This is a genomic window from Pseudomonas sp. R4-84 (assembly GCF_054130985.1).
In genome coordinates this window covers 238,011-252,752 of the sequence record NZ_CP096390.1, presented here as the reverse complement: position 1 = coordinate 252,752, position 14,742 = coordinate 238,011, and the positions used below count along the sequence as shown (strand labels likewise).

The window sequence follows — 14,742 nt, the reverse complement described above, 5'->3', positions numbered from 1 at the left end:
ACTGTTTTGCTGATTCGAACCAATGCTATTTTCGGTAACGAAACTGTAACATTCGCATCCGCAGTCAAAACAAGAATTCTGGAGCACTTGAATGTTTGCTTTCTTTCGACCCGCCGCACATCAGGCAACCCTGCCTGAAGAAAAAATAGACAGCACCTACCGACGCCTTCGCTGGCAGATCTTCGCGGGGATTTTCATCGGCTATGCCGGTTACTACCTGCTGCGCAAGAACTTCTCCCTGGCCATGCCCTACCTCATCGACGAGGGCTACACCCGTGGCCAACTCGGCCTGGCCATGTCGGCCATCGCCATTGCCTATGGCTTGTCGAAGTTCTTGATGGGCCTGGTGTCCGACCGCTCGAACCCCCGCTATTTCCTGCCATTCGGCTTGCTGGTATCAGCCGGCGTGATGTTCATTTTCGGTTTTGCGCCCTGGGCGACGTCCAGCGTGACGATCATGTTCATCCTGCTGTTCATCAACGGCTGGGCACAAGGCATGGGCTGGCCGCCGAGCGGACGGACCATGGTGCACTGGTGGTCGCAGAAGGAACGCGGCGGCGTGGTGTCGGTATGGAACGTGGCGCACAACGTCGGCGGCGGCCTTATCGGCCCGTTGTTCCTGCTGGGCATGGGCTGGTTCAATGACTGGCATGCGGCATTCTATGTGCCCGCTACCGTAGCACTTGCCGTTGCGGTGTTTGCCTTCGCGACCATGCGCGACACCCCGCAATCGGTGGGCCTGCCGCCGATCGAGAAGTACAAGGACGATTATCCGGAAGGCTACGACGACAGCCACGAAAAGGAATTCAGCGCCAAGGAAATTTTCGTCAAGTACGTGCTGCGCAACAAGATGCTCTGGTACATCGCCATGGCTAACGTCTTCGTCTACCTGCTGCGCTACGGGGTGCTGGACTGGGCACCGACCTACCTCAAGGAAGCCAAGGGCTTCACGGTGGACAAGAGCTCCTGGGCCTATTTCTTCTACGAGTGGGCGGGCATTCCCGGCACGCTGCTGTGTGGCTGGATGTCGGACAAGATCTTCCGTGGCAATCGTGGCCTGACCGGCATGGTATTCATGGCCCTGGTGACCGTGGCCACCCTGGTGTACTGGCTGAACCCGGCCGGCAACCCGACCGTCGATATGATTGCCCTGGTATCCATCGGCTTCCTGATCTATGGCCCAGTCATGCTGATCGGCTTGCAGGCATTGGAACTGGCGCCGAAAAAAGCCGCCGGCACCGCCGCCGGTTTCACCGGCCTGTTCGGGTACCTGGGTGGTTCGGTCGCGGCCAGCGCCGCCATGGGCTATACCGTCGACCATTTCGGCTGGGACGGCGGTTTTGTACTGCTGGTCGGCGCTTGTCTGCTGGCGATGGCGTTCCTTGCGCCAACCTTGTGGCACAAGCAGATCGCCAGTCAGAGCCGCGAAGCGGTCGCCTGATCCCACATTGATTGGCAGCGCTTGAGCCGCGCCTCCAGATTTCGGTCTGGCATGGCGTGGCTGCGCAGGGCGTGTACGGTCTGCTCGACATAATCGCGAGTGGTGCCGTAACGCCCGCAAGCGCTTTCAAACACTTGGCTCAGCACATGGTCCGGCAGGTTGCCGGCATAGCTGGGCAGGTGTCGCTCCAGCACGAAGCCCAGGGCTTGCACCCGATTGCCACCCTCGAGACGGCAACTGAGCCAGTGCGGGCGATAGGACGGCACCGGCATTTCCCGCTGCCACAACGCGAACAGCGAATCCTCGAGGTTTTCCTCCGGCAGCCGGTAGGCGAAACCGCTGCACGAACCGCCGCGATCCAGTCCGAACACCAACCCTGGCAACTCCGGAGTGCCGCGATGTTCGTGGGACCACAGGTATAAACCGCGATGGTAGCCATGGACCCGACCGCGCACCCGCTCCACCGCCGTGCATTCCGGCCGCCAGATCAATGAACCGTACGCGAACAACCAGACCGGACCGCCCTGGTGGAGACTCATGGTCAATCGCATCGAGGCGAGCAGTTGTTCATGGGTCAGCTGCGCACCCAGCTCGAGTCGTGGCGGGTACAAGGCGCAGGTAATGGCGGATTCGATAGCGGTCATAGCCGTTAGCGGTTGGCTTCTCAGAAAATAAAGGGACGCCAGTGTGTTGACGTTCGTGAGGAGCGAGGCAAGTTAAATGCCAGCCCGACGCTATATACGTTATCGGTATCTGGCCGGCCAACTAAATACCGAAACGCAATATATGAAGTTATATCGAGGGCGGTCAGGGCTTTTGTGGCGAGGGAGCTTGCTCCCGCTCGGTTGCGCAGCGACCGCCTCTTTTGGGACTGCTTCGCCCGAGGCGTCGGACCGGTCCAGCGGGAGCAAGCTCCCTCGCCACAACGGCACAGCTCAAGGCTCGGTTGGGTCAAGCCCTTGGCGCATACGCAAACACATCGGCGCGCATCTGGTGAGCGTCCATGCCGGCTTCCACCAGCGCATCGAGCGTGGCGTAGATCATGGCCGGCGAGCCGCTGGCGTAGACGTAGACGCCGGAGAGATCGCTGAGGTCCTCGCACACTGCCTCGTGGAGCATCCCGCAGCGCCCTTCCCAACCACAAAGATCGCTGACGACCTTGTGCAGATACAGGTTCGGCAACTTCTTCCACTCATCCCAATGTTCGATTTCATAGAAGTCTTCCGGCCGCCGCACGCCCCAGTACAGATGCACTGGGTGCTTGAACCCCTGGGCACGGCAGTGCTCGATCAAGCTGTGCATCTGCGCCATGCCGGTCCCGGCGGCGATCAGCACGAGCGGACCGTCAGGAAGCTCGGACAGGTGGGTGTCGCCAAACGGCATCTCGATGCGCACATTGGGGTTGCGCTGCAGTTGCTCCAGGAGCTTTTGCGCACTGCTTTCGCGCACCAGCACGTGTAGTTGCAGGTCGCGCCCCGAGTGCGGCGCCGAAGCGAGGGAGAAGGCTGATTTTTCACCGTTGTCGCGCTCGATCAACAGGTATTGCCCGGCGTGGTAGCGCGGCGGTTTGCCCGCTGGCGCGCGCAAGCGTACCCGCCAGACGTCGCCGCCCACTTCAACGCATTCGCTGACCTGGCACGCCAGGTTGCGCACCGGCAGCTCGCCCGGTGCCAACACGCCATCCCACAACACCACGCAGTCCTCCAGCGGCTCGGCGATGCACGTGAAGATCTCGCCATGGTCACGCACTTCACCGGCCTGCTCCACGCGACCTTCCACCAACAATGCGCCACAGACATGGCAGTTGCCATTACGACAGCTTTGGGGGCAGTCGTAGCCCAGACGCCGCGCGCCGTCGAGAATCCGCTCGGCCGGCTGTATCTCCAGCACCGCGCCGGAAGGCTGCAAGGTTACACGCATCAATCTATTCCTAACTGATTCCAAATGGCATCGATCCGTTGGGTAACGGCTTCATCCTTGACGATAACCCGACCCCACTCGCGGGTGGTTTCACCGGGCCATTTATGCGTGGCATCGAGCCCCATCTTCGACCCGAGGCCGGATACCGGCGAGGCGAAGTCGAGGTAGTCGATCGGCGTGTTCTCGATCATCACCGTGTCGCGCTTGGGGTCCATGCGCGTCGTGATGGCCCAGATCACGTCGTTCCAATCCCGTGCGTTGATATCGTCGTCGGTGACGATAACGAACTTGGTGTACATGAACTGTCGTAAAAACGACCAGACGCCCAGCATCACTCGCTTGGCGTGCCCAGGATACGACTTCTTCATCGTCACCACGGCCATGCGATAGGAACAACCTTCGGGCGGCAAGTAGAAATCGGTGATTTCCGGAAACTGCTTCTGCAGGATCGGCACGAACACTTCGTTCAGCGCCACGCCAAGAATCGCCGGCTCATCAGGCGGACGACCGGTGTAGGTACTGTGGTAGATCGGCTTGATTCGGTGAGTGATGCGCTCGACAGTGAACACCGGGAAGCTGTCTACCTCGTTGTAATAACCGGTGTGATCGCCGTAGGGACCTTCATCGGCCATTTCGCCGGGGTGGATCACGCCTTCAAGGATGATTTCTGCGGTGGCCGGCACTTGCAAATCGTTGCCCCGGCACTTCACCAGCTCCGTACGGTTGCCGCGCAACAGGCCGGCAAACGCATATTCGGAGAGGCTGTCGGGCACGGGCGTGACAGCGCCGAGGATGGTCGCCGGATCGGCGCCCAAAGCGACCGACACCGGGAATGGCTGGCCGGGATGCTTTTCGCACCACTCCCGATAATCCAGCGCGCCGCCCCGATGGCTCAGCCAGCGCATGATGACCTTGTTGCGGCCAATCACCTGCTGACGGTAGATACCCAGGTTCTGACGGTCCTTGTTCGGGCCTTTGGTGACGGTCAGGCCCCAGGTGATCAGCGGCCCGACGTCGCCCGGCCAGCAGGTCTGCACCGGAAGCATGGCCAGGTCGACATCGTCACCCTCGATCACCACTTCCTGGCAGACCGCGTCCTTGACCACCTTCGGCGCCATGGAAATGATTTTGCGGAAAATCGGCAGCTTGGACCAAGCGTCCTTCAGCCCTTTCGGCGGCTCGGGCTCCTTGAGGAACGCCAGCAGCTTGCCAATCTCGCGCAGCTCGCTGACCGCCTCGGCGCCCATGCCCAGGGCCACGCGCTCCGGCGTGCCAAACAGGTTGCCCAGCACCGGAATGTCATAACCCGTGGGGTTTTCAAACAGCAGCGCCGGGCCTTTTGCGCGCAGGGTGCGGTCGCAGACCTCGGTCATTTCCAGGACGGGTGACACCGGCACCTGGATGCGCTTGAGTTCGCCGCGCTGTTCCAGACCGCTGATAAAGTCGCGCAAGTCGCGATACTGCATGCAAAAGCCTCATGGTGTCCGTGGCGTTCGGGGGCCCGAGTTTAACGCCGCCCGTCCAGAATAGTGAATGCACGGATAGCAAAAAGCCGGGTTTCCCCGGCTCTTGCTGGCCTGCTCGATTTACTTGCGTTTCATCGACAGGAAGAACTCGTCGTTGGTCTTGGTCGTTTTCAGCTTGTCGACCAGGAACTCGATGGCCGCGACTTCATCCATCGGATGCAGCAGCTTGCGCAGGATCCACATGCGCTGCAACTCGTCATCGGCCGTCAGCAATTCTTCGCGACGGGTACCGGAACGGTTGATGTTGATGGCCGGGAATACACGTTTCTCGGCGATGCGACGGTCCAGGGGCAGTTCCATGTTACCGGTACCCTTGAACTCCTCGTAGATCACTTCGTCCATCTTCGAGCCGGTTTCGACCAGCGCGGTGGCGATGATGGTCAGCGAGCCGCCTTCTTCGATGTTCCGCGCGGCGCCAAAGAAACGCTTCGGCTTTTCCAGGGCATGGGCATCGACACCACCGGTCAGTACCTTGCCGGAACTCGGGATGACGGTGTTGTAGGCACGGGCCAGACGGGTGATGGAGTCGAGCAGAATCACCACGTCCTTCTTGTGCTCGACCAGGCGCTTGGCCTTCTCGATCACCATTTCGGCAACCTGCACGTGACGGGTCGGCGGCTCGTCGAACGTCGAGGCAACCACTTCGCCGCGCACGGTGCGCTGCATCTCGGTCACTTCTTCCGGACGCTCATCGATCAGCAACACGATCAGGTGGACTTCAGGGTTGTTACGGGCGATGTTGGCCGCGATGTTCTGCAGCATGATCGTCTTGCCCGCCTTCGGCGGCGCCACGATCAGGCCACGCTGGCCCTTGCCGATAGGCGCGCACAGGTCGATGACACGACCGGTGAGGTCTTCGGTGGAGCCGTTGCCGGCTTCCATCTTCATGCGCACGGTCGGGAACAGCGGAGTCAGGTTCTCGAAGAGAATCTTGTTCTTCGCGTTTTCCGGACGGTCGAAGTTGATGGTGTCGACCTTGAGCAGTGCGAAGTAACGCTCGCCTTCCTTAGGAGGGCGGATCTTGCCAACGATGGTGTCACCGGTGCGCAAGTTGAAGCGACGGATCTGGCTCGGCGAGACGTAGATATCGTCCGGGCCGGCGAGATAGGAAGCGTCTGCGGAGCGGAGGAAGCCGAAGCCGTCCTGGAGAATCTCCAGCACGCCATCACCGGAGATTTCCTCGCCGCTTTTCGCGTGCTTCTTGAGCAGGGAGAAAATCACGTCCTGCTTGCGCGAACGGGCCATATTTTCTATGCCCATCTGTTCGGCCAATTCGAGCAGTTCGGTAATCGGCTTTTGCTTGAGTTCAGTCAGATTCATATAGGAATGACGTAATCATTTATGGAGGGGAAAATTAAGCTTTTGGCTTAATGAGGCCGCGCCGCGGAGAAGGCGACAGGATCGCGTACTTATTCGAAAGGAGAGCGTCGGCGACGGCTTGCAGGGGGCAATGGAGAAACCAGTGCGGGGCCGAATGTAACACCTGGATTTGCGAGCGTCTAGCCCCGGATAACGAAAAAGCCCCGCGATTTGCGGGGCTTTTGGCAAGGCATTCGACGCTTAGATGTTGGCGTCGAGGAACGCGGCCAGTTGCGACTTCGACAGCGCGCCGACCTTGGTGGCTTCGACGTTGCCGTTCTTGAACAGCATCAGGGTCGGAATGCCACGCACGCCATGCTTGGCCGGGGTTTCCTGGTTTTCGTCGATGTTCAGCTTGGCAACGGTCAGCTTGCCCTTGTAGGTCTCGGCAATTTCGTCCAGGACCGGAGCGATCATTTTGCAAGGACCGCACCACTCAGCCCAATAGTCGACCAGCACTGCGCCTTCGGCTTTGAGTACGTCAGCTTCGAAGCTAGCGTCGCTAACGTGTTTGATCAGATCGCTGCTCATGGAAATCTCCGGGGTAATCAGCAAAAAAACGTGGCCCATCATAGCTGCCCTTCCCAGGTTCAGGAAGCCACAGTTGATTGAGTCTCCCTATGGTGACCGATGGGTTTACGTATGGCCCACGTCAGGAAGCGGTCGGGGCGATGAAGGAAATACCGGTGCGCAACGCAGCATTACGTACATGTTCTTGCATGGTTTTGTGCGCCGAAACCGATGCGCGACGGGCCAGGGCGCGAAGGATCTTGCGGTGTTCCTGCCACGTTTCCATCGCCCGCTCCGCCCTGATGAACGGTAGCTTCTGACTCTCAAGGAAGATATCGGCGCTGGCGGTGAGAATGCTCAACATCGCCTGGTTGCCGCTGGCCAGCAGAATGCGCCGGTGAAATTCGAAATCCAGTTGTGCCGCTGCGTCGAACTCCCCGGCCTTCAATTCGCGGCGCATGGCCTCGACGTTGTCATCCAGCGCGTCGAGTTCATCGGCGCTCAACGTCACGGCCGCCAATCCGGCCGCGAAACCTTCAAGGGCATAGCGCAGCTGGAAGATATCCACCGGCGAGGCCTGGGCGGCGAACGGCCAGCGCGCTGTCGAGTCGTCGCGCGCGACCTGCGCTGCTCCCTGGACGAAAACGCCCCTACCCGGTTGGACGCTGATCAACCCCAGGGCGCTCAACGATGACAGTGCCTCGCGCAGAGACGCCCGGCTGACCCCCAGTTGCAAGGCCAGGTCCCGTTGAGAGGGCAGCGCATCGCCCGGGCCGAAGCCTTCGTCGACGATGAGTTTGCGAATGGCTTGCAGCGCCACTTCAGGCACGGCACGAGCGATGGAATTCATGGTTTTCCAGACAACCCGGACGAATGAGCGGCTAGTTGTAAAGCTATTCGAAGCCCCCGGCAAGTCGTGCCCCAGCGGGGTTCGGCCGCCCGAAGCGACGCTCGATAACGGTGCGAAAAACAACCCAACTGTTCAGACCAGTCAGACCGACCGGCGCCTGCAAAACCGTGGCTTTGGCGGACCGACGCCCGGTTTGGCATGCCCTGTGCTGTGTCCGATCGGAGAAATCACACCATCGACCGCGGAGATTCACCATGATCCAGCGATGCAGCGTCCTGCTCACTGCCCTGTTTGCCAGCCTGATGCTTTGCCAATTGCCCGCCCACGCCGATGGCCTGGAAGACGTGGTAAAACGCGGCACGCTCAAGGTCGCGGTGCCCCAGGATTTTCCACCGTTCGGTTCGGTCGGCCCGGACATGAAGCCGCGCGGCCTGGATATCGACACGGCGAAACTGCTGGCCGACCAGCTCAAGGTCAAGCTGGAATTGACGCCGGTCAACAGCACCAACCGCATCCCTTTCCTGACCACAGGCAAGGTCGACCTGGTAATTTCCAGCCTGGGCAAGAATCCGGAGCGTGAGAAGGTCATCGATTTCTCCAGCGCCTATGCGCCCTTCTACCTCGCCGTGTTCGGCCCGCCCGATGCCGCAATCACCGGCCTGGACGACCTCAAGGGCAAGACCATCAGCGTCACCCGTGGCGCTATCGAGGACATCGAGTTGACCAAGGTCGCCCCCGAAGGCGCCACCATCAAGCGTTTCGAAGACAACAACTCGACGATCGCCGCCTACCTGGCCGGTCAGGTGGACCTGATCGCCAGCGGTAACGTGGTGATGGTCGCCATCAGCGAGCGCAACCCCAAGCGCGTCCCGGCGCTGAAAGTGAAACTCAAGGATTCTCCGGTCTACGTGGGCGTGAACAAGAACGAGCCGGCGTTGCTGGACAAGGTCAACCAGATTCTCGCCACCGCCAAGACGGACGGAAGCCTGGAAAAGAACGCGCAGACCTGGCTCAAGCAACCGCTGCCGGCCGACCTCTGATCGTCCTTTGAGAGGCTGAGCATGGCTTACCAGTTCGATTTTCTGCCGGTGGTGCAAAACACCGAGCTGCTGTTGCGCGGTGCGCTGTTCACCGTGGAACTGACAGCCATCGGCGCGTTGCTCGGGGTTGGCCTGGGCATCGTCGGCGCGGTGGTGCGGGCGTGGAATATCCGTCCGTTCGCGGCGATCTTTGGCGTGTACGTGGAGCTGATCCGCAACACGCCGTTCCTGGTCCAACTGTTTTTCATCTTCTTCGGCTTGCCGTCCCTTGGCTTGCAGATTTCCGAGTGGCAAGCGGCGGTGCTGGCGATGGTGATCAACCTGGGGGCGTATTCCACCGAGATCATCCGGGCCGGTATCCAGGCCATTGCACGAGGGCAACTGGAAGCCGCCGCGGCGTTGGCGATGAGCCGCTTCGAAGCGTTCCGCCACGTGGTGCTGCTGCCGGCGCTGGGCAAGGTCTGGCCGGCCTTGAGCAGCCAGATCATCATCGTGATGCTCGGCTCGGCGGTCTGTTCGCAGATCGCCACCGAAGAGCTGAGTTTCGCCGCCAACTTCATCCAATCGCGCAATTTCCGCGCCTTTGAAACCTACGCACTGACGACGCTGATCTACCTGTGCATGGCACTGCTGATCCGCCAGTTCCTGAATTGGGTCGGGCGTCGCTACATCGCCAGGAGCAGCCAATGAGCGATTTCACGTTCTGGGACGTGGTGCGCAACCTGCTCACCGGCCTGCAATGGACTCTGGCGCTTTCGCTGGTGGCGTTTATCGGCGGTGGTGTGGTCGGCTTGTTGGTGATGGTGCTGCGCATCTCCAAACGCGCCCTGCCCCGCAACATTGCGCGCACGTATATCGAGCTGTTCCAAGGCACGCCGCTGTTGATGCAGCTGTTTTTGGTGTTCTTCGGCGTGGCCCTGGCCGGGGTGGAGATTTCGCCGTGGATGGCGGCGGCGATTGCCCTGACGCTGTTCACCAGCGCTTACCTGGCGGAGATCTGGCGCGGTTGTGTCGACTCGATTGCCAACGGCCAATGGGAAGCCTCCGCGAGCCTGGCCCTCAACCCGTTGGAGCAGTTGCGCTACGTGATCCTGCCCCAGGCCCTGCGCATCGCCGTGGCGCCGACCGTGGGCTTTTCCGTGCAGGTGGTCAAGGGCACGGCCGTGACGTCGATCATCGGTTTTACCGAACTGACCAAGACCGGCGGCATGCTCGCCAACGCCACGTTCGAGCCGTTCATGGTGTATGGCCTGGTCGCCCTCGGTTATTTCCTCCTTTGCTACCCCCTGTCCCTCAGCGCGCGCTACCTGGAAAGGAGACTGCATGCCTCTGCTTAGAATTTCCGCCCTGCATAAATACTACGGCGATCACCATGTGCTCAAAGGCATCGACCTGAGTATCGAAGAAGGCCAGGTGGTGGCGATCATCGGTCGCAGCGGCTCGGGCAAATCCACCCTGCTGCGCACCCTCAATGGCCTGGAATCGATCAACGATGGCGTGATCGAAGTGGACGGCGAATACCTCGACGCGGCCCGCGCCGACCTGCGCAGCCTGCGGCAGAAAGTCGGGATGGTGTTCCAGCAGTTCAATCTGTTCCCGCACCTGACCGTCGGCGAAAACGTCATGCTCGCGCCGCAGGTTGTACAAAAAGTGCCCAAGGCCAAGGCGGTGGAACTGGCCCGCCAGATGCTCGAACGGGTCGGGCTCGGCGAAAAATTCGACGCCTTCCCCGACCGCTTGTCTGGCGGGCAGCAGCAACGGGTGGCGATCGCCCGTGCCTTGGCGATGTCGCCGAAAGTCTTGCTTTGCGATGAAATCACCTCGGCGCTGGACCCAGAGCTGGTCAACGAAGTGCTCAGCGTAGTGCGGCAACTGGCCAAGGAAGGCATGACACTGGTGATGGTCACCCATGAAATGCGTTTCGCCCGGGAAGTGGGCGACAAACTGGTGTTCATGCACCAGGGCAAGGTGCACGAGGTGGGTGATCCCAAGCTGCTGTTCGCCGATCCGCAGACGGCGGAGCTGGCGAACTTCATCGGGACGGTGGAGCCTGCCTGATTTTTGCTGCCAAAGAACACTCTGTGAACGGCTCTGGATCAAGGGTTTGGATCAGGTGCGTTGGCGTAGGCGGTCGATCGTGGCAGGATGGCAAGGTTATCGACCGAGACTCTCTGACCATGCCGCCATCCCAAGCCAAGAATCTGTCCCTGATCGCCGCTATCGACCTGGGCTCCAACAGCTTCCATATGGTCGTCGCGAAGGCCCAGAACGGGGAAATCCGCATTCTTGAGCGGCTCGGTGAAAAGGTTCAGCTGGCCGCCGGGATCGACGAAGAACGCAGGTTGAGCGAGGAGTCTATCCAACGCGGGCTCGATTGCCTCAAGCGATTCGCCCAATTGATCAACGGCATGCCGTTGGGCGCGGTGCGGATCGTGGGCACCAACGCCCTGCGCGAGGCGCGCAACCGTGGCGAGTTCATCCATCGCGCCGAAGCGATCCTCGGCCATCCGGTGGAAGTCATTTCCGGCCGTGAAGAGGCCCGCCTGATCTACCTCGGCGTTTCTCACACCCTTGCTGATACCCCCGGCAAACGCCTGGTGGCGGACATTGGCGGTGGCAGCACCGAGTTCATCATCGGCCAGCGCTTCGAACCGCTGTTGCGCGAAAGCCTCCAGATGGGTTGCGTCAGCTACACCCAGCGTTATTTCCGCGACGGCAAGATCACCCCGGCCCGCTATGCCCAGGCCTACACGGCGGCACGCCTGGAAATCATGAGCATCGAACATGCCTTGCACCGGTTGACCTGGGACGAAGCCATCGGCTCCTCGGGGACCATCCGCGCCATCGGCCTGGCGCTCAAGGCTGGCGGCCACGGCACCGGTGAAGTCAACGCCGAGGGCCTGGCCTGGCTCAAGCGCAAGGTGTTCAAGCTCGGCGATTCGGACAAGATCGATTTCGAGGGCATCAAGCCTGATCGCCGGGCGATTTTCCCGGCGGGACTGGCGATCCTCGAGGCGATCTTCGACGCGCTCGAATTGCAACGCATGGACCATTGCGAAGGCGCCCTGCGTGAGGGCGTGCTCTACGACTTGCTCGGGCGGCATCATCACGAAGACGTGCGCGAACGCACCCTGGGCTCGCTCATGGAGCGTTATCACGTCGACCAGGAGCAGGCGGCGCGGGTCGAGCGCAAGGCGCTGCATGCCTTCGACCAGGTGGCCGACGATTGGGACCTGAACGACGGCGTTTGGCGCGAACTGCTGGGTTGGGCCGCCAAGGTGCATGAAGTGGGCCTGGACATCGCCCACTACCATTACCACAAGCACGGCGCCTACCTGATCGAGCACTCGGACCTGGCGGGTTTCTCACGCGAAGACCAGCAAATGCTGGCGCTATTGGTACGTGGTCATCGACGCAATATTCCCAAGGACAAATTCGCCGAATTCGGCGATGACGGCATCAAGCTGATTCGCCTGTGCGTGCTGTTGCGCTTCGCGATCCTGTTCCACCACATCCGTGGCACCCAGCAAATGCCCCAGGTCACCCTGCACGCCGACGGCGATCAGTTGGATGTGATATTCCCCGAAGGCTGGCTGGACGAGAACCAACTGACCCAGGCGGACTTTGCCCAGGAAGCCGAATGGCTGACGCGGGTGGGGATTTTGCTGAACATCCACTGATCGGCACACAGCAAGCTCCCCCGTGGCGAGGGAGCTTGCTCCCGCTCGGCTGCGCAGCAGCCGCAGGATCTGCCTGAAATGGAATTTTTCCTGACCCACCGAGCTGAATGGCTTCGGGGCTGCTTCACGCAGCCCAGCGGGAGCAAGCTCCCTCGCCACGAAAAACCAATCTACTCCGGGCTTTAACTAACCGCCAACACCGGGCTGCTCAAGCGCTCCAGCAAAGTCGCTTGGGCGCTGCGCGGGTTCTGGTTGCCGGTCGGTGTGTTGCGGATGTAGCGACCGTCCGACTGCAAGCTCCAGCTGTGAGTGTTGTCGGTGAGGTAACTCTCCAGCTCTTTCTTGACCCGCAGGATCAGCTTCTTGCCTTCCACCGGGAAGCAGGTCTCGACGCGCTTGTCGAGGTTGCGCTCCATCCAGTCGGCACTGGAAAGAAACATCTGCTCTTCGCCACCATTGAGGAAATAGAACACCCGCGTGTGCTCCAGGAAACGCCCGATGATCGAGCGCACGTGGATGTTATGGGACACCCCCGGGATACCCGGCCGCAGGCAGCACATGCCACGCACCACCAGGTCGATGCGCACGCCCGACTGGCTGGCCTTGTACAACGCACGGATGACTTTCGGATCGGTCAACGAGTTGAACTTGGCGATGATGTGCGCAGGCTTGCCGTCCAGGGCGAACTGGGTTTCCCGGGCGATCATGTCGAGCATGCCCTTCTTGAGGGTGAACGGTGCATGCAGCAGCTTCTTCATCCGCAACGTCTTGCCCATGCCGATCAACTGGCTGAACAACTTGCCGACGTCTTCACACAAGGCGTCGTCGGACGTCAGCAAGCTGTAGTCGGTGTACAGGCGGGCGTTGGCCGCGTGGTAGTTGCCGGTGCCCAAGTGGGCGTAGCGCACGATCTCGCCGGCCTCGCGTCGCAGGATGAGCATCATCTTGGCGTGGGTCTTGAAGCCCACCACGCCGTAAATCACCACCGCACCGGCCGCTTGCAGACGGCTGGCCAGTTGCAGGTTGGACTCTTCATCGAAGCGCGCGCGCAATTCGATCACCGCCGTGACCTCCTTGCCGTTTCGCGCCGCGTCCACCAGGGCATCGACGATCTCGGAGTTGGCGCCACTGCGGTACAGCGTCTGGCGCACCGCCAGGACATGTGGGTCCTTGGCGGCCTGGCGCAGCAAGTCGACCACCGGGGTGAACGACTCGAAGGGGTGCAACAGCAGGATGTCCTGCTTGCTGACAACACTGAAAATGTTTTCGCTGTTTTGCAGCAGTTTCGGGATCTGCGGTGTAAACGGCGAATATTGCAGCTCCGGATGGCTGTCCAGGCCGGTGATGCTGAACAGCCGCGTCAGGTTCACCGGACCATTGACCTGGTACAGCTCGGTCTCATGTAGGTTGAACTGCTTGAGCAGGTAGTCGGACAGGTGCTTCGGACAGGTATCGGCCACTTCCAGGCGCACCGCATCGCCATAGCGACGGGAGAACAACTCGCCGCGCAGGGCGCGGGCCAGGTCTTCTACATCCTCGGTGTCCACCGACAGGTCGGCGTTGCGGGTCAGGCGGAATTGGTAGCAGCCCTTCACCTTCATGCCCTGGAACAGGTCATCGGCGTGGGCGTGGATCATCGACGACAGGAACACATAGTTGTCGCCCGGGCCGCCGACGTCTTCCGGCACGCGGATGATCCGTGGCAACAGGCGTGGCGCCGGAATGATCGCCAGGCCGGAATCACGGCCAAAGGCGTCGATGCCTTCCAGCTCGACGATGAAGTTCAGGCTCTTGTTCACCAGCAATGGGAACGGGTGAGTCGGGTCGAGGCCGATCGGGGTGATGATCGGAGCGATTTCGTCACGGAAGTAACGGCGTACCCAGGTCTTGAGCTTGGTGGTCCAGTAGCGGCGACGGATGAAGCGCACCTGGTGCTTTTCCAGCTCCGGCAACAGGATGTCGTTGAGGATCGCGTACTGGCGATCGACATGACCGTGCACCAGTTCGCTGATGCGCGCCAGGGCCTGGTGCGGTTGCAGGCCGTCGGCACCGGCCTGCTCGCGGGCGAAGGTGATCTGCTTTTTCAGCCCGGCGACGCGAATCTCGAAGAACTCGTCCAGGTTGCTGGAGAAGATCAGCAGGAATTTCAGCCGCTCCAGCAGTGGGTAGGACTCATCCAGCGCCTGTTCAAGGACGCGGATGTTGAATTGCAGTTGCGACAGCTCACGATGGATGTACAGGCTGCTGTCATCCAGGTTGGGCACCGCAATCGCCGGCGCTGGGGCCGGCTCGGGCGCGGCAGCGGGGGCCGGTTCCAGCTCCGGTGGCGTTTCGGCGACTGGCTCGACCACGGGCTGAGCGTCTTTTACGGCAACTTCTGTGAGTCCTTCGGTATTCATCGCAAGTTCCTGGGAGG

Annotated in this window: 13 protein-coding genes; 6 read left to right on the top strand and 7 right to left on the bottom strand. The window is 61.0% G+C overall.

Annotated features, from left to right (window positions below; all coding sequences use genetic code 11):
• The first annotated feature begins 91 nt into the window (after positions 1-91).
• Positions 92-1,441, top strand: a complete 1,350-nt coding sequence (gene glpT / locus M1D68_RS01110; RefSeq protein WP_434561697.1) for a glycerol-3-phosphate transporter — start codon at positions 92-94, stop codon at positions 1,439-1,441.
• Here the strand turns inward: glpT and M1D68_RS01105 are convergent.
• The 6 genes from M1D68_RS01105 to M1D68_RS01080 all read right to left on the bottom strand — a co-directional run bounded on the left by M1D68_RS01105 (position 1,417) and on the right by M1D68_RS01080 (position 7,606).
• A complete protein-coding gene (locus M1D68_RS01105) occupies positions 1,417-2,085 on the bottom strand; it encodes a gamma-glutamylcyclotransferase (protein WP_434561695.1) in 669 nt (222 codons plus the stop codon). The two genes, glpT and M1D68_RS01105, sit on opposite strands and share 25 nt — an antisense overlap.
• Positions 2,086-2,392: 307 nt before the next feature.
• Entirely contained in the window at positions 2,393-3,361 is a 969-nt protein-coding gene (locus M1D68_RS01100) for a CDP-6-deoxy-delta-3,4-glucoseen reductase (protein WP_457969012.1), read from the bottom strand.
• Positions 3,361-4,827: a 4-hydroxy-3-polyprenylbenzoate decarboxylase gene (gene ubiD / locus M1D68_RS01095; protein ID WP_420765114.1), complete on the bottom strand. Its 1,467-nt coding sequence runs from the start codon at positions 4,825-4,827 to the stop codon at positions 3,361-3,363. Before ubiD ends, M1D68_RS01100 begins: the two co-directional genes overlap by 1 nt.
• A 120-nt stretch (positions 4,828-4,947) precedes the next feature.
• Complete coding sequence (rho, locus tag M1D68_RS01090) at positions 4,948-6,207, bottom strand: transcription termination factor Rho (RefSeq protein ID WP_003206716.1); 1,260 nt, start codon at positions 6,205-6,207, stop codon at positions 4,948-4,950.
• Between the two features lie 240 nt (positions 6,208-6,447).
• Positions 6,448-6,777, bottom strand: a complete 330-nt coding sequence (gene trxA / locus M1D68_RS01085) for a thioredoxin TrxA (RefSeq protein ID WP_003206727.1) — start codon at positions 6,775-6,777, stop codon at positions 6,448-6,450.
• A 121-nt stretch (positions 6,778-6,898) separates the two neighbouring features.
• Positions 6,899-7,606, bottom strand: coding sequence for a FadR/GntR family transcriptional regulator (locus tag M1D68_RS01080; protein WP_420765115.1), 708 nt, complete (start codon positions 7,604-7,606; stop codon positions 6,899-6,901).
• A gap of 254 nt (positions 7,607-7,860) precedes the next feature.
• On the opposite strand from M1D68_RS01080, the gene M1D68_RS01075 reads away from it, so the two are divergent.
• The 5 genes from M1D68_RS01075 (at position 7,861) to ppx (ending at position 12,326) form a co-directional block, all read left to right on the top strand.
• Positions 7,861-8,646: a transporter substrate-binding domain-containing protein gene (locus tag M1D68_RS01075; RefSeq protein ID WP_434561687.1), complete on the top strand. Its 786-nt coding sequence runs from the start codon at positions 7,861-7,863 to the stop codon at positions 8,644-8,646.
• Positions 8,647-8,667: 21 nt separating this feature from the next.
• On the top strand, positions 8,668-9,336 hold the full coding sequence (locus M1D68_RS01070) for an amino acid ABC transporter permease (RefSeq protein WP_420765117.1): 669 nt from the start codon (positions 8,668-8,670) through the stop codon (positions 9,334-9,336).
• On the top strand, positions 9,333-9,983 hold the full coding sequence (locus tag M1D68_RS01065) for an amino acid ABC transporter permease (protein ID WP_420765118.1): 651 nt from the start codon (positions 9,333-9,335) through the stop codon (positions 9,981-9,983). The genes M1D68_RS01070 and M1D68_RS01065 overlap by 4 nt, the downstream gene beginning before the upstream one ends.
• On the top strand, positions 9,970-10,704 hold the full coding sequence (locus tag M1D68_RS01060) for an amino acid ABC transporter ATP-binding protein (protein ID WP_434608936.1): 735 nt from the start codon (positions 9,970-9,972) through the stop codon (positions 10,702-10,704). Before M1D68_RS01065 ends, M1D68_RS01060 begins: the two co-directional genes overlap by 14 nt.
• Positions 10,705-10,823: 119 nt before the next feature.
• Positions 10,824-12,326, top strand: coding sequence for an exopolyphosphatase (ppx, locus tag M1D68_RS01055; RefSeq protein ID WP_420765120.1), 1,503 nt, complete (start codon positions 10,824-10,826; stop codon positions 12,324-12,326).
• 182 nt (positions 12,327-12,508) lie between these two features.
• On the opposite strand, the gene ppk1 is transcribed toward ppx, so the two are convergent.
• Complete coding sequence (gene ppk1 / locus M1D68_RS01050) at positions 12,509-14,725, bottom strand: polyphosphate kinase 1 (RefSeq protein WP_434649709.1); 2,217 nt, start codon at positions 14,723-14,725, stop codon at positions 12,509-12,511.
• Between the last annotated feature and the right edge of the window lie 17 nt (positions 14,726-14,742).

Excerpts from the sequence above, each read along its gene's own strand:
- M1D68_RS01100 (WP_457969012.1), bottom strand. The coding sequence starts at position 3,361 with ATGCGTGTAACCTTGCAGCCTTCCGGCGCGGTGCTGGAGATACAGCCG.
- ppx (WP_420765120.1), top strand. The coding sequence starts at position 10,824 with ATGCCGCCATCCCAAGCCAAGAATCTGTCCCTGATCGCCGCTATCGAC.
- ppk1 (WP_434649709.1), bottom strand. The coding sequence starts at position 14,725 with ATGAATACCGAAGGACTCACAGAAGTTGCCGTAAAAGACGCTCAGCCC.
- rho (WP_003206716.1), bottom strand. The coding sequence starts at position 6,207 with ATGAATCTGACTGAACTCAAGCAAAAGCCGATTACCGAACTGCTCGAA.
- M1D68_RS01080 (WP_420765115.1), bottom strand. The coding sequence starts at position 7,606 with ATGAATTCCATCGCTCGTGCCGTGCCTGAAGTGGCGCTGCAAGCCATT.
- glpT (WP_434561697.1), top strand. The coding sequence starts at position 92 with ATGTTTGCTTTCTTTCGACCCGCCGCACATCAGGCAACCCTGCCTGAA.
- M1D68_RS01105 (WP_434561695.1), bottom strand. The coding sequence starts at position 2,085 with ATGACCGCTATCGAATCCGCCATTACCTGCGCCTTGTACCCGCCACGA.
- M1D68_RS01065 (WP_420765118.1), top strand. The coding sequence starts at position 9,333 with ATGAGCGATTTCACGTTCTGGGACGTGGTGCGCAACCTGCTCACCGGC.
- M1D68_RS01070 (WP_420765117.1), top strand. The coding sequence starts at position 8,668 with ATGGCTTACCAGTTCGATTTTCTGCCGGTGGTGCAAAACACCGAGCTG.
- ubiD (WP_420765114.1), bottom strand. The coding sequence starts at position 4,827 with ATGCAGTATCGCGACTTGCGCGACTTTATCAGCGGTCTGGAACAGCGC.
- M1D68_RS01060 (WP_434608936.1), top strand. The coding sequence starts at position 9,970 with ATGCCTCTGCTTAGAATTTCCGCCCTGCATAAATACTACGGCGATCAC.
- M1D68_RS01075 (WP_434561687.1), top strand. The coding sequence starts at position 7,861 with ATGATCCAGCGATGCAGCGTCCTGCTCACTGCCCTGTTTGCCAGCCTG.
- trxA (WP_003206727.1), bottom strand. The coding sequence starts at position 6,777 with ATGAGCAGCGATCTGATCAAACACGTTAGCGACGCTAGCTTCGAAGCT.